This is a genomic window from Amycolatopsis vancoresmycina (genome assembly GCF_000716785.1).
In the GTDB taxonomy this organism is placed as follows: domain Bacteria; phylum Actinomycetota; class Actinomycetes; order Mycobacteriales; family Pseudonocardiaceae; genus Amycolatopsis; species Amycolatopsis vancoresmycina.
Map to the genome: position 1 here is coordinate 59620 of NZ_JNYY01000020.1, position 26735 is coordinate 86354.

Sequence of the window (26735 nt, forward strand, 5' to 3'; positions counted from 1 at the left end):
TGCCGTGGTGGCCGTCACCACTGTCTACAGGGGACTAGCGGTCGGTCGAAGCCTTCGTCTTCCGCTTCGCCTTGACCCGCTGATAACTCCAGATCAGCAGCGCGAAGAGGATCACCGACGACAGGATCAGGCTCGACCCGGTGCTCCAGCCGCTGAACGGCAGCGACTTCACCGTCCCCCAGACGATTCCCGCCGCCAGCAGCGCCAGCCCGGCCAGCACCGAACCGGCGATCCGCAGCGGTGACGAAACGCTCTCCTCGGCCGCCTTCATCGCGCGGTCGCGCACCGGGTCGACGTACTTCTCGAGCGCCGGGAACTCCGACGCCAGCAGCAGCAACCCGGCGAGCACCAGCAGCAGCCCGGGGCCGGGCAGGACGAGCAGCAGCACCCCGACCACCAGCAGGATGGCACCGGCCACCGTGATCAGGATCCGCTTCGCCTGCTTGCCGAGGCCCACCGGTCGTCTCCCCTCGTTTCGCCCGATTCTTCCTGGTGACGGCCTCGCGTGCCACTCACGACGGCCCGCGCCCTGGCCGCGGCCACGATCACGCCCGCCAGCGCGGCCACGCCGAGCGCGGCCACGAGCCCCGGCCAGACGTAGAGCACCTGCGCGTAGGTACCCCGCCGCCCGGCGAATACCCACCCGAGCAGCTGCGGCAGGAACACCAGGGGCACGAGCGGCAGCAGCGGCGGCACGGTCCGCCACCACCGCGGCTTCCGGCCGGCGCGCCGGACACCGATGATCGCGAGCCCCACCGCGACCAGGGCCAGCGCGCCGAGCACCCGGTCGGCGACCACCCCGGCGGGCAGCGCGGGCTCCGGCGCGCCGCCCTCGAGCAGGCTCGCCAGGCCGTTGGCCAGCAGCTCGGCCTCGTTGTCCAGGGCCATCCCGGTGTTCGCCACCACGGCGATGCCGTACCCGCCGGGCAGCAGCACCTGCGCGGCGGTGTGGGAGAACCAGTCGCCGGTGTGGGACACCCGGCCGTCCCGGACGGTCCAGCCCAGCGCGTAGCCGCGTCCGGGCGCAGGCGTGTGGGCCAGCGCGGCGGCCGACGGCGAGACCACTCCACCGCCGTCCCGCTGCGCGATCAGCCAGCGCGCGAGGTCGGCCGCGGTGCTCAGCACACCGTGGCTGCCGCCGGTGAACCAGTCCGGTTCGGACACCGGGACCGCGATCCCGAAGGCCCGGACGTACCCCTCGGTCCCGGACGGCGGCGAGTCCACCGAAGTGCTGGCGGTCATGCCCAGCGGCCGGAAGACGTGCGCGGCCAGGTAGTCCGCGAACGGCTGCCCGGCCACCACCTCGACGATCCGGGCGGCCACCTGGTAGTTCGGGTTGTGGTAGTGGAACTCCGCGCCGGGCTCGCTCGCCAGCGGCGCATCGGCCAGGCGCGTGACGGCCTCGGCGAGCGTGTGCGGCTGCGCCAGCTTGAGGTCGGGGAACGCCGAGTCGGCCATCCCGGACGTCTGGTCCAGCAGCATCCGGACGGTGATCCGGCCGCCGCGGGGATCGGCGAGCCGGAAGCCCGGCAGGTACCGCGTCACCGGCTCGTCGAGCCCGACCCGCCCGGCCTCGGCCAGCTGCAGCACGGCGAAGGCGGTCATGGACTTGCTCAGCGACGCGATCGGCAGCCGGGCCGACGCGCCGAGGGGCGCGCCCGCCGCGTCGTGGCCGTAGCCGGCCACGCGGACGACGTCGGTGCCGTGGGTGACGGCGACCACCGCGCCGGGCAGGCCGGTGTGGTCGAGGTAGGCGCGGACGTAGCCGTCGATGTCCCGCGGCGGCGCCGCCGCGGCCGCCGGGGTCGCGGTGGCGAGCAGCAGGGCCGCGAGCAGGAGGAAGAGCCTGGTCATGCCGGTGAAGGTAGGCGGCGGGCAACCCCGGCGGCCGCTGCCGGACGGCGGGCCCGGCCCCCTACTTTCGGCACCTTCTCGACTGCCAGCCCGGGTTCGGCTACCCGCTACTGCGCCAGCAGCTGCTCGAACGGCACGAACGCCGGCTCTCCCGAAGGCGCAACTCGACCCTCGGCTGCCGAAGCCAGCTCCGCGCCGGCCTTCTCGATCCGCCGCTGCAACGCCCCCGACGCCTCACCGCTGCCCCAGTCCGACGACGCCGCGTACACGCCCGTCGCGACCGGATCCGCCTTCAGGTACCCGAACAACGGCCGCAGCTGGTAGTCGAGGACCAGCGAATGCCGTTCCGTGCCACCGGTGGCCGCCAGCAGCACCGGCTTGCCCGTCAGCGAATCCGTGTCCAGCACGTCGAAGAACGACTTGAACAGCCCGCTGTAGCCGGCGGTGAACACCGGGGTCACCGCGATCAGCGCGTCCGCGCCGGTCACCGTCTCGATGGCCGTGCGCAGTTCCGGGCTCGGGAAGCCGGTCAGCAGGTTCTTCGTGATGTCCAGGGCGATGTCCCGCAGCTCCACCACGGACACCTCGGCCGGCGACCCGGCCGCGGCGACGGTCGCCGCGGCCAGCCGGTCGGCCAGCAGGCGGGTCGACGAAGGCACCGACAGACCCGCCGTCACCACCGCGATCTTCATACCGAAGCCTCCACTCGCGCCGCCGCCTTCAGGGATTCGTGGGTCGGCGCGTCCGGCACGTGGGCCGGGCGCAGCGCGTCGAGTTCCTTGCGCAGCACCGGGATCACGTGCTCACCGAGCAGGTCGAGCTGCTCCAGCACCGTCTTGAGCGGCAGGCCCGCGTGGTCCATCAGGAACAGCTGGCGCTGGTAGTCGCCGAAGTGCTCGCGGAAGGTCAGCGTCTTGTCGATGACCTCCTGCGGGCTGCCGACGGTGAGCGGGGTCTGGTCGGTGAACTCCTCCAGCGACGGGCCGTGCCCGTACACCGGCGCGTTGTCGAAGTACGGCCGGAACTCGTTCCACGCGTCCTGCGACTTCGGCCGGATGAACGCCTGCCCGCCGAGGCCGACGATCGCCTGGTCGGCGGAGCCGTGTCCGTAGTGCTCGAACCGCTGGCGGTAGAAGGCGATCAGCTGCTGGAAGTGCTCCTTGGGCCAGAAGATGTGGTTGGCGAAGAAGCCGTCGCCGTAGTACGCGGCCTGCTCGGCGATCTCCGGGCTGCGGATGGAGCCGTGCCAGACGAACGGCGGGACGCCGTCCAAGGGCCGCGGCGTCGACGTGAAGCCCTGCAACGGCGTGCGGAACTTGCCTTCCCAGTCGACGACGTCCTCGCGCCACAGCTTGCGCAGCAGCGCGTAGTTCTCGATGGCGAGCGGGATGCCCTGGCGGATGTCCTGGCCGAACCACGGGTAGACCGGGCCGGTGTTGCCGCGGCCCATCATCAGGTCGACGCGGCCGTCGGCGAGGTGCTGCAGCATCGCGAAGTCCTCGGCGATCTTCACCGGGTCGTTCGTGGTGATCAGCGTCGTCGACGTCGACAGGATCAGCTTGGACGTCTGCGCCGCGATGTGGCCCAGCATCGTCGTGGGCGAGGACGGGACGAACGGCGGGTTGTGGTGCTCGCCGGTCGCGAAGACGTCGAGGCCGACCTCTTCGGCCTTGAGCGCGATCCGGACCATCGCCTTGATCCGCTCGTGTTCCGTCGGCGTGACGCCGTTCGTGGGATCGGTCGTGACGTCGCCCACCGTGAAGATTCCGAACTGCATGACCTGCTCCCTTCGCGAGCACCATCTTACATGCGCGTTCAACTACTTCCAAGCAAGAGATATTCCGGCCGTCAGGCCCCCGGGAGGCACCGGCTAAGGTCAAGGACATGGACGCGGAGCTCGCTCGGCTGGGTTTGGCAGAACGTTCGGTACGACTACTCGCCGGTCGCGACATCTGGGCCTCGATCACCCCCCTGCTCGCCCCGCGCCGGAACCTGGTGGCCGCCTTCGGCCACGTCGGTCCCGGCGCGGCCGCACTGCTGCCGCTGGAACCCGGCGACACGCTGATCACGGACGCGAGCCTGGACACCGTGCTGTCCGGGGCGACGAGCCCGCACGCACTGCTGCACTGGGTGAAGGCCGGCGTGATCGTGCACTCGCTGCGCGGCCTGAACGCGAAGCTGGTGATCGCCGAGGACGACCCGTCGTTCGTGGTGGTCGGCTCGGCCGACGTCACCGCCGCCGGCCCGCGGCAGCTGTTCGAGGCCGTCACGCTGTCCCACGAGCGGCACACCGTCGAAGAGGCCCAGGAAGCCTGGCTCGAGTGGTGCGACCTCGCGGGCCCGTCCCTGACCGCCGGCGACCTGGAGCCGCTACTGGAGCAGTACGGCGCCGGCAAGCCGGTCACGGCCCGCCCGGCACCGGCCCGGCCCGCCGCCGCGCCCGCCCGGCCGGTGGTGACCAGCCGCCCGGCCACCCCGGTCCGGCCCGCGGCCGTGACGCCGCCGCCCTCGCCGGTCCGCCCGGCCGCGCCCGCGCCGTCGCCGGTCCGCCCGGCCACGCCGCCGGTGTCCCCGGTCCGCCCGGCTCCGCCCGCCGAGCCCGCGGCCGCCGCTCCCCCGGCCGTCGAGCGGCCCGACGAGCCCGCCCCGGAAGCCGCCGTGACCCCGGAACCGGTTGCGGCCGAGCCGGAAGCCGCGGCGACCACCGAAGCCCCTGAAGCCGCCGAAACCCCCGAAGCCACCGACGTGCCCCGGCCGTCCTGGCCGCGCCCGGCCGAGCTGTACCTGGTCAGCCTCGTCGAAGGCGGCGAACCGTCCGCCGAGGCCGAATACCGGCTGGAAGAGCTGGCCCGCGAGTACACCCACCCGGGCGAGAACGGCGAATCACCGTTCCGGGTCGAACTGTTCTGGGCCGACGACGGCCAGGGCCAGGACCCGCCGCGCACGCTCCGCGCGGGCGTGCACGTGATCCCCGTCTACAGCCAGAAGCAGGGCCGTCCGCTCGTCGGGTCCCGGATCGAGGCGCCCGGCCTCGTCCTGCAGGCGCACATCGACGAGTTCGCCTACCCGCGGCGCACGTACTGCTACGTGCTGACCCGGCAGTCGGCCGCCCAACCGGCCTTCGGCGACCTCCGCAAGGCCCTCGCCGCGATCGGCGAGAAGCCGAACTTCCGGAACAGCTTCCAGGTCCCGCGGAAGATCGAAGCCCTGCTGGGCCTGTGGCCCGACCTGGGCTACGACCCCCGCTAGGACGCGGCGCACGCCACTCCGGAGAGGGCAGCGCGCGAAAGTTGTCGGGGTCGGCGGATATCCTGCACTACGGTGCAGGCGAGTCCGCACCGCCACCAGCACTTTCGCGAGCCACGATCCGGGAGAACGACCCTGTGACTGCCGAGACCTTGTACGGGGCCGACGACCTGACGCATCTCGAGGGTCTCGAAGCCGTCCGCAAACGCCCCGGGATGTACATCGGTTCCACCGACAGCCGCGGCATCAACCACCTCTTCTCCGAGGTGGTGGACAACTCGACGGACGAGGGCGTCGCGGGCTACGCGACGAAGATCGTCGTCACGCTGCACGCCGACGGCAGCGTCCAGGTGGACGACGACGGCCGCGGCATCCCGACCGGCACCCACGCCAAGTCCGGTTTGTCCGGCGTCGAGCTGGTCCTCACGCGCCTGCACGCGGGCGGCAAGTTCGGCGGCTCCGGCTACAAGACCTCCGGCGGCCTGCACGGCGTCGGCGCTTCGGCGGTCAACGCGCTGTCGCACCGCTTCGACGTCACGGTGAAGCAGGACGGCAAGGTCCACCAGATGTCGTTCAAGCACGGCGTGCCGGGCACGTTCGACGCGCCGGGCCCGAAGGCGAAGTTCACCCGCCGGTCCGGGCTGAACGTCACCGGCAAGATGAAGCGCGGCGAGCGCAGCGGCACGTCCATCCGCTACTGGTACGACTCGCGCTACTTCGAGTCCGGCGCGGCGCTCGACGTCGAAGGCGCCCGGTCGAAGCTGCGCAACACCGCGTTCCTCGTCCCGGGCGTCACGTACGTGCTGCGCACGGCGATCGAAGACACGATCAACGAGGAGACGTTCCACTTCCCGCACGGCCTGGCCGACATGGTCGACTTCCTGACGCCCTCGGGCGAGAAGCCGGTCTGCGGCACACTGCTGATCACCGGCGAAGGCACGTACAAGGAGAACGCGGCCGACGCGGCAGGCGTCATGCAGTCCAATGTGGAGCGCCACGCCGAGGTCGAGGTGGCGCTGCGCTGGGGCACCGGCTACGAGCGCACGGTCGAATGCTTCACCAACACGATCCGCAACGTCCACGGCGGCACCCACCGCCGCGGCTTCGACCGCGCGATGGCGAAGGCGCTGCAGGACGCGATCTCCAAGACCCGCGGGCTGCTCAAGCCCAAGGAGGACATGCCGACGATCGAGGACGTCCTCGAGGGCATGACGGCCGTGATCCACGTCCGGCTGCCCGAGCCGCAGTTCACGTCGCAGACGAAGGACGAGCTGTCCACCGCCGGGATCACCCGCGTGCTGCAGGGCATCGTCGACAAGCACGTCAAGGCGTGGACCGAGGACCGCAAGACGAAGTCCGAGGCCAAGGTCGTGCTGCAGAAGGTGGTCGACGCCTCGCGCGTGCGGCTCACCCAGAAGCAGCAGAAGGACGCGGCCCGGCGCAAGACCGCGCTGGAGGGCGCGGCGATGCCGCCGAAGCTGGTCGACTGCCGCACCACCGGCGTCTCCCGTTCCGAGCTGTTCCTGGTCGAGGGCGACAGCGCGCTCGGGTCGGCGCGGATGGCGCGCGTGTCGGAGTACCAGGCGCTGCTGCCGCTGCGCGGCAAGATCCTGAACGTGCAGAAGGCGTCGCTGGGCGACACGCTGAAGAACGCCGAGATCGCGTCGATCGTCCAGGTCCTGGGCGCGGGCACCGGCCGCACGTTCGACCTGACGACCATGCGCTACGGCCGCGTGATCCTGATGGCGGACGCGGACGTCGACGGCTCGCACATCCGCACGCTGCTGATCACGCTGTTCGCGAAGTACATGCGCCCGGTGATCGAAGACGGCCGGCTGTACGCGGCGATGCCGCCGCTGCACAAGCTCGTCACGAAGGGCCGCAACCCGGAAACCCACTTCACGTACACGCAGCAGGAGATGGAGACGAAGTTCGCCGAGCTGGAACGGGCGGGCAAGAACATCGTCACCCCGGTGCCCCGGTTCAAGGGTCTCGGCGAGATGGACGCCGACGAGCTGTGGGAGACCACGATGAACCCGGCCACCCGCTCGGTCCGCCGCATCACCATGGACGACGTCGAAGCCGCCGAAGGCGCGCTGGAGCTGCTGATGGGCGAGAAGGTCGAGCCCCGGCGGAACTGGCTGGTCGCCTCGTCGGACCGGATCGACCGCGAAGCCATCGACGCTTAATTTTCGTAGCTACCAAGGAGTTCTGCCGTGGCACGCCGCAAGGGCACCACCACCAAGGTCGATCCCAGCGCGTTCGACTCCCCCGGTGCGCACGTCTTCGACAACTCGCTGAAGACCGAGATCGAAGACTCCTACCTGGAGTACGCGTACTCGGTCATCCACTCGCGCGCCCTGCCGGACGCGCGTGACGGGCTGAAGCCGGTCCACCGCCGGATCCTGTACTCGATGAACGAGAACGGCTACCGCCCGACGCACGCGTACGTGAAGTCGTCGCGCGTGGTCGGCGACGTGATGGGCAAGTACCACCCGCACGGCGACGTCGCGATCTACGACGCGATGGTCCGGCTGGCGCAGGACTTCTCGCTGAACGTCCCGCTCATCGACGGGCACGGCAACTTCGGCAGCCCGGACGACGGCCCGGCTGCCTCGCGATACACCGAAGCCCGCATGTCGCCCGAGGCGATGCAGCTGGTCGGCGAGCTCGGCGAGGACACCGTCGACTTCCGCCCCAACTACGACGGTTCCCTCGAAGAGCCGTCGGTTCTCCCCGCCGCGTTCCCGAACCTGCTGGTCAACGGCACTTCCGGGATCGCGGTCGGGATGGCGACCAACATGATCCCGCACAACCTCGGCGAGGTCATCGCCGCGGCGCGGTGGCTGATCACCCACCCGTCCGCGACGCTCGACAAGCTGATGGAGTTCGTCCCCGGCCCCGACCTGCCGACCGGCGGCAGCCTGCTCGGCCTCGACGAGGTCCGCCGCGCGTACGAGACCGGCCGCGGCGTGGTCCGGATGCGGGCCAACTGCGAGACCGGGCCCCTCGAAGGCAGCCGCGGGCGGCAGGCCATCACGGTCACCGAACTGCCCTACGGCGTCGGGCCGGAGAAGGTGATCGAGAAGATCACCGACGAGGTCAACAAGTCCAAGCGGCTCACCGGCATCGCCGACGTCAAGGACCTCACCGACCGCGAGAACGGCACGCGGCTGGTCATCGAGTGCAAGGTCGGCGTCAACCCGCAGGCGCTGCTGGCCGACCTGTACCGGCTCACGCCGCTGGAGCAGTCGTTCGGCATCAACAACCTGGTCCTCGTCGACGGCCAGCCGCAGACGCTGGGCCTCAAGGAACTCCTCGAGGTCTTCCTGCGCCACCGCTACGACGTCGTCACGCGGCGCACGAAGTACCGCCGCCGCAAGCGTGAAGAGCGGCTGCACCTGGTCGACGGCCTGCTGATCGCCTTGCTGAACATCGACAAGGTGATCCGGCTGATCCGTGAGAGCGAGAACGCGCAGGCGGCCAAGGACGGCCTGATGACGCGCTTCAAGCTGTCGGAGATCCAGGCGACCTACATCCTGGACACGCCGCTGCGCCGGCTGACCAAGTACGACCGCCTCGAACTCGAGGCGGAGCAGGAGCGGCTGCGCGAAGAGATCGCCGAGCTGAGCAAGATCCTCGACGACGAGTCGGTGCTGAAGAAGCTCGTCTCGTCGGAGCTGGCGAAGATCGCGAAGGACTTCCCGACCGAGCGCCGCACCGCGCTGATCGACGGCGACCTGAAGGAGGTCCTGGCCGCGTCGAAGCCGTCGGGCCCCCTCGAAGTCGAGGACGACCCGTGCCAGGTGATCCTCTCGGCGACCGGCCTGGTGGCCCGCACGGCGGCGGAGTCCGAGGAGTCGACGGAGACGCGCCGCCGCAACGGCCGCGTGAAGCACGACGCGGTGGCGGCCCTGGTCCACACGACCGCGCGCGGGCAGGTGCTGCTGGTGACCAGCCGCGGCCGGGCGTTCAAGACGGACGTGCTGCCGCTGCCGGTGCTGCCCGAGCAGGCGGGCACCGTGTCACTGCGCGGTGGCATGGCGGCGAAGGAGCTGGTGCCGCTCGAGAAGGGCGAAACGGTCGTCGGGATCGCGCCACTGGGCGAGCAGGCGGCGGGTTCGCCGGGCCTGGCCCTGGGCACCCGGGCGGGTGTGGTGAAGATCTGCGCGCCGGAGTGGCCGGTCCGCTCGGACGAGTTCGAGGTGATCAGCCTCAAGGACGGCGACGAGGTCGTCGGCGCAACGTGGCTGACGGACGGTTCGGAGACGCTGGCGTTCGTGTCCTCGGAGGCATCGCTGCTGAAGTACGCGGCGTCGCTGGTCCGCCCGCAGGGCCTGAAGGGCGGCGGCATGGCGGGCATGAACGTGGGTGCGGGCTCGGTGGTGTTCTTCGGCGCGGTCCGCACGGACGACGACGAGCACGGCGAGCCCCTGGTGATCACGTCGACGGGCCAGAGCGTGAAGGTGACCCCGTTCAGCGAGTACCCGCCGAAGGGCCGCGCCACGGGCGGCGTCCGGGCCCAGCGCTTTCTCAAGGGCGAGACGGCCCTGCGAGTGGCCTGGATCGGCCCGCGCCCGGCCGGCGCAGCCCGCAACGGCGACCCGGTGGAGCTGCCGGAGATCGACGTCCGCCGCGACGGTTCGGGCCACGCCCACCCAGGCCCGGACGTGGTGGGCCACCTCATCGAGCGCGACTGACGCCTCGTGAGTGTTTGGGCGAGTTCTAACTCGCCCAAACACTCACGACCCGCTAGGCGACCTTGAACGACTGAGCGGCGCTGCCGCTACAGGCCGCCTGGACCAGCTGCACACTGTCCGCAGTGGACGATCCCGGCACGGTCAGGCACTTGCCGCTGTGCCGGGCGACGAAGTGGTAGTAACCCCCGCCCTCGGAAACCGGCTGCCACTGCTGGTTGCCGCCGCCGCTGTAGGACCACAGCTGCAGGCCCGCGTTGTCCGCCGTCGAGACGTCCGTGACGTCGATGACCTCCGCCGCGTTCGTGCGGTTGTTGATCCGGTCGTAGCCGCCGCTCGTCGGGGCGAACTGGTACTGCTGGGCCGTCGTGCCGTTGCACGTGTACTGCTGGATCACCGTGCCGTTCGCGCTCCCCGCCGCGCGGGCGTCGACGCACTTGCCGGACGCCTTGTTCGTCACCGCGTACCAGGCCGCCGGGTCGATCGTGCCCGGGTCGGTCGGGCCGGTCGAGCCGCCGCCGAGCCACTTCAGGCCGTCGAGCACGAACCGGTTCTGGTCGGCGCTCTCGAACGTCGACGACAGCGCCGTGTTCGTGTCGTAGTTCATCGCGTTGTGGCCGAAGTTCGCGTACAGCATCTTGTAGTTCTTGTTCGTCCACGCGATCGGGTAGTAGCCGCTGTACCAGGTCTGGTTCGGGTCGGTGCCGATCGGGAACGTCGAGGAGTCCATCGACGCCAGGATGGTGATGTTGCCGTTCTGCCGCAGGTCGTTCTGCCAGGCGTACCACTCCGACGTCGACGACCGGATCGTCGCCGGCAGGTTCGCCGTCGACGGGTGCGTGCGGTTCTCGATCTTCAGCGTCTCCGGCGTCGGGCCCCACGTGTTCGACGTGAACCGGCCGGTGCCGAGGAAGTCGTTGTGGAACCAGTTCGCGTACGACGGCGTCGAGCTGTCGTTGTAGGCCGTGACGTGGAAGCCGAAGAACCCGCCGCCGTTCTGCATGTAGGTCTGGAAGCCCTGGAACTGGGCGGCCGACTGCGGCTGGTCGTCGAGGAACAGCACGACGTCGGCGGTGGACTTGGTGAGGCTGGTGAGCCGGTTCCAGTCGGTCGTCGAGGAGTAGGTGAAGCCGTTGGCCGCCGCCTGCTGCGGGAACCAGACGTTGGCTTCCTTCTCGAAACTGATGTGCGCGGCGTCGTACGTGCCGCTGTAGAAGGCCAGGACCTTGAACGGCGTCGCGGCCTGCACCGCCGGGGCGCCGAGCGAAAGCCCCAGGCAGGCGGCGAAGAACGCCAGTATCCGGATCAGGGGACGGCGGGATTTCATGGGCGGACCTTTCCGGTGGGGAGGAGGGATCACCAGTGGCGCGGGTAGCGCAGGCCGTAGCCGAACGGGAACAGCGCGGGCTTGCCGTCGCCGACGTTGATCGGCTGCTGGTCGGCGCTGCGCATCCAGGTGACCGGCAGCTTGCCGGTCGGGTTGTAGTCGCCGAAGAGGACGTCGGCCACGCCCTGCCCTTCGCTGCCCGGCAGCCACGACTCGACGAGCCCGGCCCAGTCCGGCAGCTGCGCGGCGATGTCCAGCGGGCGGCCCGACACCAGCACGACCACCGTCGGGACGCCGGAGTCCTTCAGCTTCTGCAGCGTGGCGAGGTCGGTGGCGTCCAGCCCCATCCCCTGTGGCCGGTCGCCCTTGCCTTCGGCGTACGGCGTCTCCCCCACGACCGCGACGGCGACGTCGTAGCTGCGGTCGATTCCCGTGCCGTCCTTGGCGTAGGTCACCTTCGCGGACTTCTGCTGCAGGCCCTGCAGGATCGTCGTGCCCGGGATGACCGGGCCGCTGGTGCCCTGCCAGCCGACCGTCCAGCCGCCGGACTGGTTGCCGAGGTCGTCGGCGTTCTTGCCGGCCACGAAGACCTTCTCGTGCCGGGAAAGCGGCAGCACGTGGTTCTCGTTCTTCAGCAGCACCTGGGATTCCCGCACGGCCTGGCGCGCGAGGTCGCGGTGGGGTTTGCTGCCGATGGTGCTCAGGAACCGCCGGTCGGTCAGCGGGTGCTCGAACAGGCCGAGCTCGAACTTCTTGGTGAGGATGCGGCGGTTGGCGTCGTCGATCCGGGACATCGGCACGCGACCCTGGTCCACCAGCGAGCGCAGGGTGTCGATGAACTTCTGCCACTCGTAAGGCACCATCACCATGTCGATGCCGGCGTTGATGGCGGCTTCGACCTCGTCGGGGGTGAACCCGCTCTTGCCGTCGATCTTGTCGACACCGTTGTAGTCCGAAACGACGATCCCGGTGAAGCCGAGTTCCTTCTTGAGGACGTCGTTGATCAGGTAGGAACCGGCGTGCATCTTGACGCCGTTCCAGCTGCTGTAGGAGATCATCACCGAGCCGACCCCGCGCTGGACGGCGGCCTTGAACGGCGGCAGGTGGATCGCGCGCAGTTCCTGTTCGCCGAGCTCGGTGTTGCCTTCGTTGACGCCGCCGGTGGTCCCGCCGTCGCCGACGTAGTGCTTGGCGGTGGCCATGACCGAGCCGGGCCGGTCCAGCCGGGTTCCCTGCAGGCCGGTGATGATCGACGTCATCTGGGTGGCGAGCTGCGGGACCTCGCCGAAGGACTCGTAGGTGCGGCCCCACCGGTCGTTGCGGGCGACGCACAGGCAGGGCGCGAAGTCCCAGTCGATGCCGGTGCCGGAGACCTCTTCGGCGGTGGCGCGGCCGATCTTCTCGACCAGCCGCGGATCGCGGGTCGCGCCGAGGCCGATGTTGTGCGGGAAGACGGTGGCGCCGTAGAGGCCGTTGTGCCCGTGGACGGCGTCGACGCCGTAGATCAGCGGAATGCCGAGCGGCGTGGCGAGCGCGGCCTGCTGGAAGCCGTCGTACATGTCGGCCCAGGTGACGGGCGTGTTCGGGGTGGGCTGCGAGCTCCCGCCGGAGAGCAGCGACCCGAGCCGTCCGGTGGTGACGTCCTGCGGCGATTTCACCCCGAGGCGTTCGGCCTGCATCATCTGGCCGAGCTTGTCGTCGAGGGACATCCGCGAGAGCAGATCGGCCACCCGGACCTTGACGGGCCGCCAGGAATCCTTGTAGGCCGGGCCGTTCCCGGCGAGCGCGGGCGTTCCGGAAGTCAGCAGCGCGAGAGCCAGCGCGCCGATGCTCAGCTTGCGTCCGAGGCGCATCCGGGTCCTCCTCGTCGAGAGACCAAAATTCACGCCTTGGATTAAGACACAGCGATAGGCGGCTGGTCCAGACCTCTGAGCGAACTCGGGTGCCGGTCAGCGGGACTGCACATTCCGGCCAGAAGCTGACCTAATTGGGTCCTACCGTGAGGGCATGACGCGCGAACACGAAGACCTCCTGGGCATGCTGGCCGAAGTCCGCAAGCGCTTGCTGATCCCGGCCCACGGCCTCTCGGACGCCGACGCGGCCCGCCGCACAACGGTCAGCGAACTGACGCTGGGTGGCTTGGTCCGCCACCTGGCCACGGGCGAGCGCCTGTGGTTGCAGATCTTGAAGACAGCCGACGGCTCCCTCCCGGAGGGCATGCTGGACACGGACCAGTACGCGATGAGCGAGACGCTCACGCACTGGCTGTCGGCGTACGAAAAGGCGGCCGCCGAGACGGACGAGTACGTCGCTTCGCTGCCGTCACTGGACATCGAGGTCCAGCTGCCGGCAACCCCGTGGTCACCCCCGCAACCCCAGTTCTGGTCGGCCCGCAGGATAGTGCTGCACCTGATCCACGAGACGGCCCAGCACGCAGGCCACGCGGACATCATCCGCGAGTCACTGGACGGCGCGAACTCCACGGCTCAGCTGGCCTGACCGAGCCGGTCGCGCACCGCGCCGAGTTCGCCGTCGGTGACGCCGGCGTCCAGCAGGTACCGCTCGACATCCAACCCGTCGAGGGTGGCCAGCACGGCGTCTTCGGTCGTGGTGCCGTGCTTCGCGAGAACGGCCTGGATGATCGGCGCCTGGTCGTCGGTGCCCATCGCGGCGTGGAGCGGTCCGAGCGCTTCGGCCGACATGGCGTAGTCCGCGGCGATCGCGCCGGGTTCGACGCCGGCCAGCGCGAGCAGCAGGAGCGAGATCAGGCCCGCCCGGTCCCGGCCCGAGGCGCAGTGGAACAGGACACCCCCGGCACCGGCGTGGGCGATCGCTTTGACGACCGCGGCGCAGCGGCCGGCCTTCCGGCGGAGGAAGACCGGGTAGTAGAGCGGGGTGCCGTTGAGCCCGGCCCGGTTGACGTCCTGCCAGAACGCGGTGTCGGCGATGTCGTCGAGCGGGACTTCGAGCCGGTCGAGACCGGCCGGGGTGACCGGCCCCGCGCGGTCCGCGGCGAACTGCCCCGACCCCGCCAGCGCGGTCAGGGCGCCCGCGCCGGGCCGGATCTCGTCCGGGTTCCGGAGGTCGACGATCGTGCGGACACCCGCGTCCCGCGCCTGCGCCCACCCCGCCTCGGTGACGAACCGCGGATCCGCCGACCGGTAGCAGGCGCCGAACCTGGTCGTCCTCCCGGACGTCGTCGGCAGCCCGCCCAGATCCCGGGTGTTGAAGAACCCCGGCCAGGACACCACTCTGCTCGCGCTCACGACTTGTCGGTGCCCTCCGGTAGCGTGGAAAACGGGGGCTGCTCAGCGATCCGAACGCAGCGAAGCCGGATCGAAGGACTCCCAATAAGCGTCCTCGTCCTCGACGCTCGCCGCAGGAGCAGGCTCCGGCGGAGCAGACCCAGACCCCAACCGCAAGTCCCGCAACCGCTGGAACTCCTCCACGGTCATCCCCGGATCATCGTCCTCCGCGCGCGCCGGCGCCGGAACCCCGGTCATCCGCTCGATCACGAACGTCATGTCCTCACCCAGCAGCAGCGCGACCTTGTTGTACCCGTCCTGGGTCGCCTCGCGCATCGCCGCCTGGGCGATCTCCACCACCAGCGGCCCCAACCCCTCGCCCAGCTCCACCGCCGAAGGGGCCAGCCACAGCCGCAGCAGCTTGCCGCGCGCGTCGACCGTCACCTCGACCTGGCCGTCCCGGTCGTGGGCCGTGCCCGACGCCGAGGCGAGCAGCTCCTCGACCCGCGCCATCGCCTCCTCGCGCGCCCGGGCCTGGGCGATCAGCTCACGGGTCGTGATCACCGCGGTCCCTCCCCGTACGAAAACGTCTCGGCGTCCGGGTCGTCGTCCGGGATCGGTTCGTAGCCCAGGGTTTCCAGCTGGGACGCGTCCACCGCGGACGACAACGCGTGGTACATCCGGTCGCCCGCCCGGCGGGTCGCGCGCTGAGCCAGCTCGAAGATCCGGTCGGCGAGCACCGCGGACCCGTGGCGCAGCTCCGACCGGTGGATCGTGACGCCGGTCAGCAGCCCGCCCGGCGCCACCTGGACCTCGATGCCGCCGGCCGACGCCTTGCCCACCACCGGTCCCGAGCGCGCAAGCCGCGCCGACACCTCCTCGCCCGCGCGCGCCGCCTGCTCGGCGATCCGCGATGAAGCCAGCTCGACGTCGAAGTCAGCCAAAGAAATCACCCCGTGGGCCGGTAGAAGCCGATGAACGACTGTCCCGCGTTCGTGGTGCGGATCTTGCTGATCTGCACCGGGTCGCCGGCCTCGATCATCTGGCCGTCGCCGATCACCATCGCCACGTGACCGGACCAGACGACCAGGTCGCCCGGCAGCAGCTGGTCGATCGACGGCACCTCGGCCCCGACCGTCTGCTGCGCCGCCGTCCGCGGCAGCTGCAGGCCCGCGTCCTGGTACGACGTCATGGTCAGCCCGCTGCAGTCGAGCCCAACGCCCCGCGCCGTCCCGCCCCAGACGTACGGCACGCCGAGCTGCGAAAGCGCGTTGCGCACGGCCTTCGCCGCGGTCTCGTTCGGCGCCATGACCTGCTTGCCGCCGGGCAGGTTGATCGCGACGCCGGTGCCGGGCTGCGGCGGGATCGCCACCGGCAGCCGCGGCTTGTGCACGGCGCCACCGCCGCCACCGCCCCCGCCGCCGTCCGAGCCGCCGGAGTAGCCGCTGTTGCTGTTGAACGACGACCCGACCTTCGTCGAGGACGCCGAAGACGCCGACGTCGACTGGTCTCCGCCGCCGAGCCGGGTGCCGATCGCGGTCAGGTCGTTGATCGTCTGCTCGCTGAACGTCGCGGCCTGCCCGGTCAGCTGGCTGATCTTCGTCTGCAGCTTCATCAGGATGTCGCGCGACGCGGCACCGCGGCTCTCCGGCGGCTGGATCGTCTTGACCGCTTCGAGCGCCTTCATCGACGCCGAGATCTCTTTGATGATCTGGTCGCGCACCTGGTCGTTCTTGATCTCGCCGACGTGCAGCGTCTCGGCCGCCTCGGCGACGGCTTTCTCGATCTCGGCGCTCTCGTCGAGGAGGTCCTGGACCTCCTTCTCCAGGCTCTGCGACGTCGCCGTGGCGCGGTCGGCCGTGGCGCCGGAACTGGCGGAGGCGAGCGAAACGCGCTGCTCCGACGCGGTGTCGCGGGTGCGGCCCACCGACGTCCGGAGCGCGACGTGCGCGTCACGGGCACCGCCGATGGCGGCCGGGTCGTGGCGCAGCTTCTGCGCGAACTGGTTCGTCGTGTCCAGGCCGTGCCGGACGAGCAGGTCGGCGTGCTCGGTCACGCGTCGCCGCCGAGCCGCCGGACGACGTCGCCGTGCTCGGCCTCGACCGCCGTGTAGTTGCGGTCGGTCTGCCGGGCGGCCGCGCCGACCTGCTGCCAGCTGCCGCCGACGCGGTGCAGGCGCTCCTGCAGCGCCCGCATCCGGCCGCTGTAGGCCCCGGAAAACCCGGATTCGCCGCCCATCTCCGAGAAGCCGTGGCCGCCGAGCGTCACGTGCGGCCCGACGTGCTTCTCGGCCGCGCCTTTGACGTCTTCGCCGAGCGGGTCGACTTCGCGCGCGTACCGCGTGTACGCGCCCTCATCGACGTGAAACCCCGAACCGTCCACTGGCCCTCCCTGTCACCGGAGGTGCGACGTGCGCTCGGCACCCCCGGTTCCCTCCTCGCGCGAGCCAGCCTAGTCGAGGATCCGTGCCCGGGTGGGCGAATTGCCCCGGATCAGCCGGTGACCTTCTTGAGCCAGTCCGGGTCCTGCCAGGAGACGATCGAGCCGTTCGCGGTGACCGTCGGCGTGCCGAACCCGCGCTGACCGCCACCGAAGTCCTGCGCCAGCTTCGGGTCGTTCTCGATCTGCTGGAACGCGCTGTTGAGCTGCTGCTCGTAGGTGCCGGCGTTGACGGTCTGGGCGAACGCCGGATCGGTGATCCCGACGTTCCGGCCGAGGTCGATCAGCTGCGCCTTGTCGTAGCCGCGCTTGCCCTCCTCGGGCTGGTTCGCGAACAGCGCGTCGTGGAACTGGACGAACTTGCCGGCGTCGGCCGCGGCCAGCGCCGCGTTCGCCGAGTCCAGCGAGTAGCCCGGCGGGCTCGAACGGTCGTTGAGCAGCGGCACCATGTGGTAGCGGACCTGCAGCTTGCCGTCGTTGACGGCCTGCTCGATGTCGCTCTTGTACGTCTTCTCGAACTGACCGCAGATCGGGCAGAGGAAGTCGGCGTAGACGTCGATCGAGGCCTTGGCGCCGGTCTTCCCGACGGTGACGACCACGCCGTCACGCTTCTGGGTGACATCGCCCGTCAGCGCGCTGGTCGTCTGCCCGGGGTCGATCACCTGGCCCTCGGTCTTGTTCCGGTCCGCGATCGTCCAGATCACCCCGCCGATCACGAGCGCGGCCACGACGACCACCGCCCCGATCCCGATGATCCACTTCCGCCGGTCGCCCGAGGTCCCCCGGGCCTGCGCGACCACCTTCGGACCGGCCTGCGCCGCCTGACGACGCTTCCGAGCGGTCCGCTCAGCTCCACCCACCGTGTATCAGTTCCCTTCCGCGATACCCGAGTAGTCGGGTCCGGGTTCGTCCGAGTTCCCGCGACCTCGCGCCAGCCAGCCGTCGAGGGACAGCCAGGTGCGGGGACGCGCCAGCAGCCAGGCGGCGAGCAGCGCGAATCCCGTGTCGCGGAGGATCTCCTGGGGGTACTCCGTCTGCCCCGCCGCTACCTGGCCGCCGCCGCCGAAGCACCCGCAGTCGATGCTCAGCCCGCGGGCCCACGACTGGGCGATCCCGGCGATGAGCACGACGAGCAGCCCCAGCGCGACGCCGGCGGCCCACCGGGTCGCCAGGCCGGCGAGCAGGAACAGCCCGAGCACGAGTTCGACGAGCGGCAGCGCGACGGCCACCACGTTCTCGAGCGCGCCCGGCAGCACGTCGTACGCCTGCACGGCGATCAGCGTCTGGCCGGGATCCGCCAGTTTCAGCGCACCGGAAACGAGCCAGACGGCCGCCAGCCCGAGCCGGGCGAGCGTGCCGACGGTGTTCAGCACGGGTTGGGACGGTCGCACCACGCACTTAGGCTAACGGGGGGACCTGAGAACCACGTGAGGCGGAGGGAGCGGCCGGATGCGGTGGCGCATGCTCCTGGGCGCGGCGTTGCTCCTGGTCACCGCGTCGGCGTGCGGTCCGGGCAAAGTCTCGCCGACCGACTCGCTGGTCACCCGGGCGAGTGCCACGGATCACCTGACCATCGGCATCCGGTTCGACGCGCCGGGGCTTTCGGAGCACACCATCGACGGCCGGTTCGTCGGGTTCGACGTCGATGTCGCGACTTTCGTCGCCTCGGAACTGGGCGTCGCCGCGAAGGACATCACCTGGCGCGAGACGACGTCGGCGACGCGCGAGACGGACCTCACGTCCGGCGCGGTCGACCTGGTCGTGGCCACCTATTCGATCACCGACAAGCGCAAGCAGGTCGTGTCGTTCGCCGGCCCGTACTTCAGCACCGGCCAGGACCTGCTGGTGCGCCGGACGTCGGCCGACATCGCCGGGCCCGAGGCGCTCAACGGGCGGCGGCTGTGCTCGGTCACCGGCTCGACCCCGGCGCAGCAGGTGAAGGACAAGTTCGCCCAGGCCGTCCAGCTGGTCGAGTACCCGCGGTACTCCGACTGCGTGACCGCGCTGCTGGCCGGGCAGATCGACGCGGTGACCACGGACGCGGTGATCCTGGCCGGGTACGTCGCCCGCGACCCGGAGCTGCTGAAGCTCGTCGGGAAGCCGTTCTCGAAGGAGGACTACGGCGTCGGCCTGCGCAAGGGCGACACGCAGGGGGTGGCGGCGGTCGACGACGCGATTCGGAAGATGATCTCCTCGGGCGAATGGCTGCGCTCGCTCAACGCGAACATCGGCCCGTCCGGTTACCAGCTGCCCGCGCCCCCCGAGGTCACGTCGAAGTGAAGCTGCCCGACCTGCCGGTCCGGTCCGTGCTGCCCGACGTCGTCGCCGCGCTCGGCGAGCACGGCACCGCAGTGCTGGTGGCGCCACCGGGCACCGGCAAGACGACGCTGGTGCCGCTCGCACTGGCCGAGGCCGCCCCAGGCCGGGTCGTGGTGGCCGAGCCGCGGCGGCTGGCGGCGCGCGCGGCGGCCGCGCGGATGGCGGCGATCCTCGGGGAGCCGGTCGGCGAGACGGTCGGGTACGCGGTGCGCGGCGACCGGAAGGTGTCGGCGCGGACCCGGATCGAGGTCGTGACGTCGGGGCTGCTGGTGCGGCGGGTGCAGGGCGACCCGGAGCTGCCCGGCGTGTCGACGGTGCTGCTCGACGAGTGCCACGAGCGGCACCTGGACGCGGACCTGCTGCTGGCGCTGCTCCTGGACGTCCGCGCGGGGCTGCGCGACGACCTGCGCCTGCTGGCGACGTCGGCGACGGTCGCGTCCGGACGGCTCGCGGCCCTGCTCGGCGACGCCCCGGTGGTCACGGCCACGGCGCGGACCTACCCGGTGGAGTTCTCGTACGTCCCGCCGTCCCGCGGCGAGCGCGTCGAGGCGTGTGTCGCGCGGGCGGTGCGGACGGCGTTGTCCTCGGGCGAGGGCGACGTGCTCGCGTTCCTGCCCGGAGCGGGCGAGATAGCACGGACGTCGGGCCTGCTGTCTCTGTCCGATGTAGACGTTCTCCCGCTGCACGGCCGGTTGTCGGCGGCGCACCAGGACGAGGCGCTGCGGCCGCGTGACCGGCGGCGGGTGGTGCTGGCGACGGCGGTGGCGGAGTCGAGCCTGACGGTGCCGGGCGTGCGCGCGGTGGTGGACTCCGGCCTGGCACGCGTACCGCGGGTCGACCACCGGCGTGGCCTGCCGGGCCTGGCGACGGTCCGGGTTTCGGCGGCGGTGGCGGCGCAGCGTTCCGGCCGCGCGGGCCGCGAGGCGCCCGGGCGGGCGTACCGCTGCTGGGCCGAGCACGAGCAGGCGACGCTCCCGGCGTACCCGGAGCCGGAGATCCGCACGGCCGAGCTGGCCCGGCTGGCGCTGGAGCTGGCGTGCTGGTCGACCCCGGACGGCAGCGGGCTCGCGTGGTGGGACCCGCCGGGCGAAGGCGCGCTGGCGGCCGGCCGGGCGTTGCTGGTGACGCTGGGCGCGACGTCCGAGGACGGCACGGTGACCCCGCGCGGGCGCCGGATGGCGGAGCTGGGCCTGCACCCGCGGCTGGCCCGCGCGCTGCTGGACGGGGCTTCGGCGGTCGGCCCCCGCAACGCGGCCGAGGTGGTGGCGCTGCTGGACGCGGGCGCCACGCTGACGGACGTCGAGGCGGAGCTGCGCCGCCTGCGCTCGGCCGGGGACGAAGGAGCGCGGCGCTGGAAGCGGGACGCCCAGCGGCTGGCGGCCCTGATCCCGTCCGCACCGGCCACCGGCCGCCCGGATCCCGCGCTGGTCGTCGCCCTCGCGCATCCCGAACGACTCGCCCGGCGACGTCCCGGCGGCGCGCCCGTCTACCTCATGGCCGGCGGCACCGCAGCCGAACTCCCACCCGGCAGCGGCCTCGACGCCGAGTGGCTGGCGATCGCCGAAGCCACCCGCGACCCCGGCCGCGTCCACGGCACCATCCGCCTCGCCGCGGCGGCCGACGAATCCCTCGCCGTCCAGGTCGGCCCAGTGTCCGAAGTGGACGAGATCACTTGGGACGGCGATGTCGTCGCCCGGCGCGTCCGCAAGCTCGGCGCCATCACCCTTTCCGAAAGACCCCTGAAGAACGCCGACGTCCACGACGCGCTCGTCGCCGGTCTGCGCGCCGAAGGACTGGACCTCCTGAAGTGGAGCCAGGACGCAACCCGCCTGCGTGAGCGGATGGCCTTCCTGCACCGCGTCCTCGGCCCGCCGTGGCCCGCGGTCGACGACCCGGCACTGCTGTCCGATGTGGACAGCTGGCTCGACCTCGGCACCGCCCGCCGGAAGGCCGACCTGGCGAACATCAACGCGGGCACCGCCCTGAAGGCCCTGCTCCCCTGGCCGGAAGCGGCGAAGCTCGACGACCTCGCCCCGGACCGCCTGGAAGTGCCGTCGGGATCGCACATCCGCGTGGACTACCGCGGCGACCAGCCGGTGCTCGCGGTGAAGCTGCAGGAAACGTTCGGCTGGACGGAAACACCGGCGATCGCCGGCGTCCCGGTGGTGCTGCACCTGCTATCCCCCGCCGGCCGTCCAGCGGCGATCACCGCCGACCTCGCGGGCTTCTGGACCACTGGCTATCCGGCGGTGCGCGCCGACCTGCGCGGCCGCTACCCGAAGCACCCCTGGCCGGAGGACCCGGCGAGCGCCGTCCCGACCCGCCACACCCGCCGCCGCACGTGACGAAAGTCGGGGGCGCCCCGCGACCGTCGGCCGATGCCCGCGCACCTCCGCGGCCAGCAGACTCCACCGCATGATCACCCTCAGAAACCTGACGAAACGCTACGGGGAGAAGACCGTCGTCGACGCGCTCACCTGCGACGTCGCCCCGGGCCAGGTGACCGGCTTCCTCGGCCCGAACGGCGCCGGCAAGTCGACGACGATGCGGATGACGGTCGGCCTCGACCACCCCCAGTCGGGCGAAGTCCTGGTCGCCGGCCGGCGCTACGCGGAGCTACGGCACCCGCTGCGCGAGGTCGGCGCACTGCTCGACGCGAAGGCCCTGCACCCCGGCCGCAGCGCCGGAAAGCACCTGCTGGCCATGGCGCGCAGCAACGGCATAGCGGCAAGCCGCGTCGAAGAAGTCCTGGCGACCGTCGGCCTCTCAGACGTCGCCGGCAAGCGGGCAGGCCAGTTCTCGCTGGGCATGGGCCAGCGCCTGGGCATCGCGGGCGCGCTCCTCGGCGACCCGGCGATCCTGTTGTTCGACGAGCCCGTCAACGGCCTGGACCCGGACGGCGTCCGCTGGGTCCGGCAGTTGATGCGGTCCTTGGCGGCGGAGGGCCGGACGGTGTTCGTCTCGAGCCACCTGATGAGCGAGATGCAGCTGACGGCCGACCACCTGGTGGTGATCGGCAAGGGCTGCCTCCTGGCGAACAGCCCGATCGCGGAGTTCATCGCGAGCAATTCCCGAACAACGGTCTCGGTCCACATCCCGGCCGACGCAGAACGCGCAGCGCTGGACGCCCGGTTGCGCACCGAAGGCGGCCTCACGCACCCGGGCGACCCGACCGAGCTGGTGGTGGACGGCCTGGACGTCACAAGGGTGGGCGACCTGGCGCACGAGCTCGGCATCCGGGTACACGGGCTCGCCGAGCGACGGGCATCGCTCGAGCAGGCGTACATGGAGCTGACGGCTTCTTCGGTGGAATACGGGGTGTCGGCATGACGACTTCGGTGCGTCTCACGGGAGCGGTGGCCGCGGAGTGGACGAAGCTCTGGTCGGTCCGGGCGACGTGGTGGTGCCTGGCCACTGGGACTGCTTTGATGCTGGGCTACGGAACGTTGTCGGCCATAGCCCAGCACTACGAGACAGACCCGCAGAGCGCCCCGACGATCACCCTGGGCGGCGCGGTGTACCTGACGCAGTTCGCGGTGATAGCCCTGGCAACGCTGTTCGTGACAAGCGAGTACACCGGCGGCGGCATCCGATCGACCCTGCTGTGGACCCCGGTCCGCTCAAGGGTGGTCCTCGCGAAGGCGGCGGTGCTGCTGCCGGTGCTGTTCGCGTACGGAGTGGCGCTTTCGTGCGCGGCCATGGCGTTGACGGAGCTGGCGAAGGACGGCCACGGCCTGCCGATGTCATTCGCGGCAGGGTTCACAACGGCATCGGGCATGGGCGGCTACTTCGCCCTGCTCGGGTTGCTGTGCACGGGAATCGGCTGGGCATTGCGCAGCGCGGCGGGGACGTTGGTGTCGGTGATCGTGCTGCTGGTGCCGTTGCCGCTGATCGTGGCGTCGTTGGGATGGCCGGAGGCGATACCGTATTTCCCGGGCATCGCGGGCATCAACGCGATGGTGGAGGCGGGCAAACCCAACCCGGTGACGATGACGGTGGCACCGTACGCACCTTGGACGGGCTTGGCGATCGACGTAGCCTGGGCAGCGGCGGCACTCTTGGCGGGCGCGGCGGTGCTGCGCCGCCGAGACGCCTGACCCGGCCTTTTTGGTCGGGGCGGCGCCAAAGCCGGGCGGCCTCACAGGAGCCGGTTGCCAGCAGGTCACTACCCACCCCAACCAGCCTCCACCGCTCCCCCACCCTCTCCGGGGGGCGTCCCCAGTCCAGTTTATCGGCACCGCCCGACACAGCCGGCAAAATCCCTCGTTCTCCGACCGGTTGTCCACATCACGACGGGGGTGTGGACAACCGGGCCGCGCCAGTCGACGTCACGGCGACCGTTGCGCGAAATCCGGCGGTCGCCCGAGCGCTGTTGCCATTTGGCGGCTGATCACCGCGAGCAGGCGCACCCCCAGTGCCGACGAAGGGTGCCGCGCAGCAATTCGCCATCCACGGCGATCACAGCCGAGATGGGATCGTCGGTGTCGCGGTTGGTGGGGCCGTCCAGCAAACAGGCTTCGCCGGCCTCGGGTCGCATCAACGCGGGGTCACGGCCCGGCGACCGCCGCGTCTCCCCCCACCAAGCCCGCCTCGTAAGCCGTGATCGCCGCCTGGACCCGGTTCTTCACGCCGAGGCGGGTCAGGATCGTGCTCACGTGTGCCTTCACCGTGCCCTCGACGACGAACATCTTCGCCGCTATGTCCGCATTGGACAGTCCGGATCCCAGCAGTGTCAGCACTTCCCGCTCGCGCGGAGTCAGCACGGCGATCCGCTCACGGGCCGCCGCCGCGCGAGCCAGCTGGCCGCCCGACAAGCGGGCGATCACGCGCTGCGCCACCTTCGGCGAGAGGAACGCGGCCCCGCCGGCGACCGCGTGGATGCCGGCCAGCAGTTCGCGCGGGTCTCCCGACTTCAGCAGGAAGCCGCCCGCGCCCAGGGCCAGTGCGCGCTCGATGTAGTCGTCCTCGCCGAACGTGGTCAGCATGATCACGCCGGTGGCCGGCAACAGCCGCCGGATCTCGGCGGCCGCGCCGAGGCCGTCCAGGCCCGGCATCCGGATGTCCAGCAGCACGACGTCGGGGTGCGTGGCGAGGACCTGCGAGACCGCCGAACGGCCATCGGCGGCCTCGGCGACGACCTCGATCTCCGCGTCGGCGGCGAGGATCGCCGCCACTCCCGCCCGCATCAGCGCTTCGTCGTCGGCCAGCACGACCCTGATCACGATGCCCCCTCGGCGAACTTGTCCTTGGCAATCAGTTTCCCATCGGCGAAGCACAGCCGGTAGGCGGCGTAGTCGTTGTCGAGCCACGATCGGCCCGTGCCGTAGTACTCGCACGCGACGCCGGCCACCACCGGCACCGGTGGCTCGCCGTGCACGGGGCGAGCCGAACGCTGGTGCTCGGGCAGCCGCGGCGCCACCTCGGCCCGGGACTGCCCGATCCGCAGCCCGTCGTAAACCGGCCCGGGCAGCTCCGAGGAGTTCCACTGGTACAGGAAGACGACGCCGCTCACCGCGAGCACCACGCCGAACAGCCCGCACGGCACGGCGATCGCCTGGACCAGGCTGCGCCGCACATCCCGGCGGGCCAGCTCCAAAGCCCGGGCCGAAGTCGATTGCCCGGGCTCGTCGTCGTCGACCTCCCGTTCGGCCGGCGCCGCATCGTGCGGCAGCCGCGCGGTGACGGCGAAGCCGCCTTCGAGTGGACCGGCCCGCAACGTGCCGCCGACGAGCCGGGCACGTTCGCGCAGGCCGATCAGCCCGACCTGCCCGGACGCGGCCCCGGGCAACGGCCCGGCGGGCGGCCGCGCGTTGACGACGCTGACGTCGGTCCGCGCGCCGGCGCTGGTCACCCGCACCGTCACGGCGGCACCCGGCGCGTGCTTCGCCACGTTCGTCAGTGCTTCCTGGACCACGCGGTAGGCGGCCCGGGCGACCATCGGCGGCGCCGCATCGACGTCCACTGTGGACTCGATGGCCAGGCCGGACGCCCGCGCCCGCGCGATCAGCTCGCCGAGGTCGCCCTGCACCGGCTCCACCGGGGCGGCGTCCTCGCGCAGCACGCCGATGATTTCCCGCAGCCGCTCGGTCGCCGCCGCGGCGCTGGTCCGCAGCTGCCCGGCCGCGTCGCGCTGGGTGTCGTCGAGCCCGCCCGCGACCTCCAGCGCGGCGGCGCGGACGGCGATCAGGCTCAGCTCGTGACCCAGCGAGTCGTGCATGTCGCCGGCGATCCGCGCGCGCTCGCGCAGCCGCGCCTGCTCGGCGATCAGCCGCTGCCGGCTTTCCATCTCCTCGGCCCGGCGCCAGCCGGTGCGGGCGAGTTCGCCGCGGACCCGGACGTACCGGCCGAGCAACCACGGCGACAGCCCGGCGAACACGAGGATCGCCACCATCGCCGCCCAGTCACCGAGGCCATCGGGCCCGACGAGCAGCGCCAGCGGCAGGCCGAGGACCGTGACGGCAACCCCGATCAGCACGCCCGGCCGGGCCCGCTCCATCCGCAGCCCGGCTTGGTAGCTCATCGCGACCAGCACGAACACCACCCACACCGGCACGTGGTCGCCGAACGGGAACGGCACGGCGAGCGCCCCGGCCAGCGCGATGCCGAGCGAGACGACCGGGTACCGCCGCGCGGTGGCCACCGAGCCCACGACGACGGCGAGCCCGCCGACGATCTCCCAGGGCGACCGGATGTTGACGGTGTCGGCGACGACGACGAACGCGAGGAACAGCCCGAGCAGCACGTCGAACACCACGCGCCACCGGCGCTTCGTGACCTCCCGCACGGGTTCGAAGCTACAAGCCCGTGACCGCGGCCGACCACTGCCGGAAGTCAAGGGTTCAGGCGGCCCGGCGACTTCACCGTCCGCGGCCAGGACAGCGCGAACCCGCCGGTTTGGCGACGGTTCATCGAGTTACGACCCACGGTGGCCGAGTTCCGGCGCGCTCGTGAGCAGTGCCCTCGACCTAGAGCGCCGCTCACAGAGAGCAGTGCTCTCACTTTGGAGCACCAGGCACAGGCGGCCGTGAGCAGTGCTCTCGACGCAGAGCGATGCGCCCCACGCCCACCCGGACGCCGCCGACCGTGAGCAGCGCTCTCTAAAGCAAGCACCGCTCGCCAAACATGCGTGAGCAGTGCTCTCGAAAGCAAGCAGCGCTCACCAGTCTTTGTGAGCAGTGCTCTCGAAGCCGAGCACCGCCCTCAGCCAGGCGAGAGCAGTGCTCACAAAGAAGCCCTGGCGCCCTGCCGCGGGCCGGGCCGGGCGGGGCAGGTGGGCCGAGAGCGCCGACACGGCCGACGGACCTCTCCCTGCGCATATCCGCACGGGAGCGCCCGCGGTGTTGCATGATGATCCATCATGGCCGAGCGCACACTCGCCGACCAGTTGGGCGGCTACCTCCCCGAAGGCATCGAGGCCCTCGAAGAGCACGAGCGGCAGGACCTCGCCGACGCCCTGCGCGACGCGCGCAGACGGCAGGCGAAAGCGCTCGCCGAGGCGGGCGAAGAGGGCCTCCGGTACGTCCCCGCACTGCTGCGCGGCGCGGTCCGGAAGGCGGTCGGCCTATGACCACGCTCCTCACGACACCATCGCAAGGCGGCCGACCTGCG

The 26735-nt window shown here is 71.2% G+C and carries 24 protein-coding genes; 9 read left to right on the forward strand and 15 right to left on the reverse strand.

The features are described 5' to 3' along the window. Window positions 1-34 precede the first annotated feature (34 nt). The 4 genes from OO60_RS36015 to OO60_RS36030 form a co-directional block, all read right to left on the reverse strand. The gene (locus OO60_RS36015; RefSeq protein WP_003061555.1) at window positions 35-457 is read right to left on the reverse strand and encodes a PGPGW domain-containing protein; all 423 of its coding nucleotides are present in this window, start codon (window positions 455-457) and stop codon (window positions 35-37) included. Then, window positions 424-1854 carry a serine hydrolase domain-containing protein gene (locus OO60_RS36020; protein ID WP_244885630.1) on the reverse strand — a complete coding sequence of 477 codons (1431 nt, stop codon included), beginning with the start codon at window positions 1852-1854 and terminating at the stop codon, window positions 424-426. Before OO60_RS36020 ends, OO60_RS36015 begins: the two co-directional genes overlap by 34 nt. A 107-nt stretch (window positions 1855-1961) precedes the next feature. Then, window positions 1962-2546 carry an FMN reductase gene (locus OO60_RS36025; protein ID WP_004559695.1) on the reverse strand — a complete coding sequence of 195 codons (585 nt, stop codon included), beginning with the start codon at window positions 2544-2546 and terminating at the stop codon, window positions 1962-1964. Continuing rightward, entirely contained in the window at window positions 2543-3631 is a 1089-nt protein-coding gene (locus OO60_RS36030; protein ID WP_033263038.1) for an LLM class flavin-dependent oxidoreductase, read from the reverse strand. Before OO60_RS36030 ends, OO60_RS36025 begins: the two co-directional genes overlap by 4 nt. A gap of 107 nt (window positions 3632-3738) precedes the next feature. On the opposite strand from OO60_RS36030, the gene OO60_RS36035 reads away from it, so the two are divergent. From OO60_RS36035 to OO60_RS36045, 3 genes are all read left to right on the forward strand, one after another. Further along, window positions 3739-5103, forward strand: a complete 1365-nt coding sequence (locus OO60_RS36035; RefSeq protein WP_033263039.1) for a phospholipase D-like domain-containing protein — start codon at window positions 3739-3741, stop codon at window positions 5101-5103. Window positions 5104-5237: 134 nt separating this feature from the next. Then, the gene (locus tag OO60_RS36040) at window positions 5238-7289 is read left to right on the forward strand and encodes a DNA gyrase/topoisomerase IV subunit B (protein ID WP_003081993.1); all 2052 of its coding nucleotides are present in this window, start codon (window positions 5238-5240) and stop codon (window positions 7287-7289) included. A 27-nt stretch (window positions 7290-7316) separates the two neighbouring features. Beyond that, the gene (locus tag OO60_RS36045) at window positions 7317-9800 is read left to right on the forward strand and encodes a DNA gyrase/topoisomerase IV subunit A (RefSeq protein ID WP_033263040.1); all 2484 of its coding nucleotides are present in this window, start codon (window positions 7317-7319) and stop codon (window positions 9798-9800) included. A gap of 52 nt (window positions 9801-9852) precedes the next feature. Here OO60_RS36045 and OO60_RS36050 read toward each other — a convergent pair whose 3' ends face one another. Both OO60_RS36050 and OO60_RS36055 read right to left on the reverse strand, forming a co-directional pair. Next, window positions 9853-11124: an RICIN domain-containing protein gene (locus tag OO60_RS36050; protein WP_003081998.1), complete on the reverse strand. Its 1272-nt coding sequence runs from the start codon at window positions 11122-11124 to the stop codon at window positions 9853-9855. Window positions 11125-11153: 29 nt separating this feature from the next. After that, window positions 11154-12977, reverse strand: a complete 1824-nt coding sequence (locus tag OO60_RS36055; RefSeq protein WP_003082002.1) for a glycoside hydrolase family 3 protein — start codon at window positions 12975-12977, stop codon at window positions 11154-11156. A gap of 154 nt (window positions 12978-13131) precedes the next feature. Between OO60_RS36055 and OO60_RS36060 the strand changes: the two genes are divergently transcribed. Continuing rightward, the gene (locus OO60_RS36060) at window positions 13132-13623 is read left to right on the forward strand and encodes a DinB family protein (RefSeq protein WP_003082005.1); all 492 of its coding nucleotides are present in this window, start codon (window positions 13132-13134) and stop codon (window positions 13621-13623) included. Here the strand turns inward: OO60_RS36060 and OO60_RS36065 are convergent. From OO60_RS36065 to OO60_RS36095, 7 genes are all read right to left on the reverse strand, one after another. Continuing rightward, window positions 13611-14390: a tyrosine-protein phosphatase gene (locus tag OO60_RS36065; protein ID WP_033263041.1), complete on the reverse strand. Its 780-nt coding sequence runs from the start codon at window positions 14388-14390 to the stop codon at window positions 13611-13613. The genes OO60_RS36060 and OO60_RS36065 overlap by 13 nt on opposite strands. A gap of 42 nt (window positions 14391-14432) precedes the next feature. Then, a complete protein-coding gene (locus OO60_RS36070; RefSeq protein WP_003082009.1) occupies window positions 14433-14933 on the reverse strand; it encodes a YbaB/EbfC family nucleoid-associated protein in 501 nt (166 codons plus the stop codon). Then, window positions 14930-15313, reverse strand: a complete 384-nt coding sequence (locus OO60_RS36075; RefSeq protein ID WP_003082011.1) for a hypothetical protein — start codon at window positions 15311-15313, stop codon at window positions 14930-14932. The genes OO60_RS36070 and OO60_RS36075 overlap by 4 nt, the downstream gene beginning before the upstream one ends. Before the next feature lie 5 nt (window positions 15314-15318). Beyond that, window positions 15319-16425 carry a C40 family peptidase gene (locus OO60_RS36080; RefSeq protein WP_003082012.1) on the reverse strand — a complete coding sequence of 369 codons (1107 nt, stop codon included), beginning with the start codon at window positions 16423-16425 and terminating at the stop codon, window positions 15319-15321. Further along, complete coding sequence (locus OO60_RS36085; RefSeq protein ID WP_003082013.1) at window positions 16422-16751, reverse strand: hypothetical protein; 330 nt, start codon at window positions 16749-16751, stop codon at window positions 16422-16424. The genes OO60_RS36080 and OO60_RS36085 overlap by 4 nt, the downstream gene beginning before the upstream one ends. Window positions 16752-16861: 110 nt before the next feature. Continuing rightward, the gene (locus tag OO60_RS36090) at window positions 16862-17608 is read right to left on the reverse strand and encodes a DsbA family protein (RefSeq protein WP_003082014.1); all 747 of its coding nucleotides are present in this window, start codon (window positions 17606-17608) and stop codon (window positions 16862-16864) included. Window positions 17609-17674: 66 nt separating this feature from the next. Then, a complete protein-coding gene (locus OO60_RS36095) occupies window positions 17675-18181 on the reverse strand; it encodes a MauE/DoxX family redox-associated membrane protein (protein WP_003082016.1) in 507 nt (168 codons plus the stop codon). Window positions 18182-18257: 76 nt separating this feature from the next. Here OO60_RS36095 and OO60_RS36100 point away from each other — a divergent pair, with 76 nt between their 5' ends. From OO60_RS36100 to OO60_RS36115, 4 genes are all read left to right on the forward strand, one after another. After that, window positions 18258-19088 carry a glutamate ABC transporter substrate-binding protein gene (locus OO60_RS36100; RefSeq protein ID WP_003082019.1) on the forward strand — a complete coding sequence of 277 codons (831 nt, stop codon included), beginning with the start codon at window positions 18258-18260 and terminating at the stop codon, window positions 19086-19088. Further along, window positions 19085-21472 (forward strand): ATP-dependent helicase HrpB, encoded by a 2388-nt coding sequence (gene hrpB / locus OO60_RS36105; protein ID WP_003082022.1) that lies wholly within the window; start codon window positions 19085-19087, stop codon window positions 21470-21472. The genes OO60_RS36100 and hrpB overlap by 4 nt, the downstream gene beginning before the upstream one ends. A gap of 70 nt (window positions 21473-21542) precedes the next feature. Continuing rightward, window positions 21543-22457, forward strand: a complete 915-nt coding sequence (locus tag OO60_RS36110) for an ATP-binding cassette domain-containing protein (protein ID WP_003082025.1) — start codon at window positions 21543-21545, stop codon at window positions 22455-22457. Then, the gene (locus tag OO60_RS36115; protein WP_003082027.1) at window positions 22454-23224 is read left to right on the forward strand and encodes an ABC transporter permease; all 771 of its coding nucleotides are present in this window, start codon (window positions 22454-22456) and stop codon (window positions 23222-23224) included. The genes OO60_RS36110 and OO60_RS36115 overlap by 4 nt, the downstream gene beginning before the upstream one ends. A gap of 450 nt (window positions 23225-23674) precedes the next feature. Here OO60_RS36115 and OO60_RS36120 read toward each other — a convergent pair whose 3' ends face one another. Beyond that, window positions 23675-24349 (reverse strand): response regulator, encoded by a 675-nt coding sequence (locus OO60_RS36120; RefSeq protein ID WP_003082032.1) that lies wholly within the window; start codon window positions 24347-24349, stop codon window positions 23675-23677. Beyond that, window positions 24346-25911 carry a sensor histidine kinase gene (locus OO60_RS36125; protein ID WP_033263042.1) on the reverse strand — a complete coding sequence of 522 codons (1566 nt, stop codon included), beginning with the start codon at window positions 25909-25911 and terminating at the stop codon, window positions 24346-24348. Before OO60_RS36125 ends, OO60_RS36120 begins: the two co-directional genes overlap by 4 nt. Before the next feature lie 573 nt (window positions 25912-26484). Between OO60_RS36125 and OO60_RS36130 the strand changes: the two genes are divergently transcribed. Next, the gene (locus OO60_RS36130; RefSeq protein ID WP_003082038.1) at window positions 26485-26694 is read left to right on the forward strand and encodes a hypothetical protein; all 210 of its coding nucleotides are present in this window, start codon (window positions 26485-26487) and stop codon (window positions 26692-26694) included. Window positions 26695-26735: the final 41 nt, after the last annotated feature.

What these genes read in the sequence shown, in the direction of transcription:
- OO60_RS36020 (WP_244885630.1), bottom strand. Translation starts at nt 1,854, where the DNA reads ATGACCAGGCTCTTCCTCCTGCTCGCGGCCCTGCTGCTCGCCACCGCG.
- OO60_RS36025 (WP_004559695.1), bottom strand. Translation starts at nt 2,546, where the DNA reads ATGAAGATCGCGGTGGTGACGGCGGGTCTGTCGGTGCCTTCGTCGACC.
- OO60_RS36030 (WP_033263038.1), bottom strand. Translation starts at nt 3,631, where the DNA reads ATGCAGTTCGGAATCTTCACGGTGGGCGACGTCACGACCGATCCCACG.
- OO60_RS36035 (WP_033263039.1), top strand. Translation starts at nt 3,739, where the DNA reads ATGGACGCGGAGCTCGCTCGGCTGGGTTTGGCAGAACGTTCGGTACGA.
- OO60_RS36050 (WP_003081998.1), bottom strand. Translation starts at nt 11,124, where the DNA reads ATGAAATCCCGCCGTCCCCTGATCCGGATACTGGCGTTCTTCGCCGCC.
- OO60_RS36055 (WP_003082002.1), bottom strand. Translation starts at nt 12,977, where the DNA reads ATGCGCCTCGGACGCAAGCTGAGCATCGGCGCGCTGGCTCTCGCGCTG.
- OO60_RS36060 (WP_003082005.1), top strand. Translation starts at nt 13,132, where the DNA reads ATGACGCGCGAACACGAAGACCTCCTGGGCATGCTGGCCGAAGTCCGC.
- OO60_RS36100 (WP_003082019.1), top strand. Translation starts at nt 18,258, where the DNA reads ATGCGGTGGCGCATGCTCCTGGGCGCGGCGTTGCTCCTGGTCACCGCG.
- OO60_RS36110 (WP_003082025.1), top strand. Translation starts at nt 21,543, where the DNA reads ATGATCACCCTCAGAAACCTGACGAAACGCTACGGGGAGAAGACCGTC.
- OO60_RS36115 (WP_003082027.1), top strand. Translation starts at nt 22,454, where the DNA reads ATGACGACTTCGGTGCGTCTCACGGGAGCGGTGGCCGCGGAGTGGACG.
- OO60_RS36130 (WP_003082038.1), top strand. Translation starts at nt 26,485, where the DNA reads ATGGCCGAGCGCACACTCGCCGACCAGTTGGGCGGCTACCTCCCCGAA.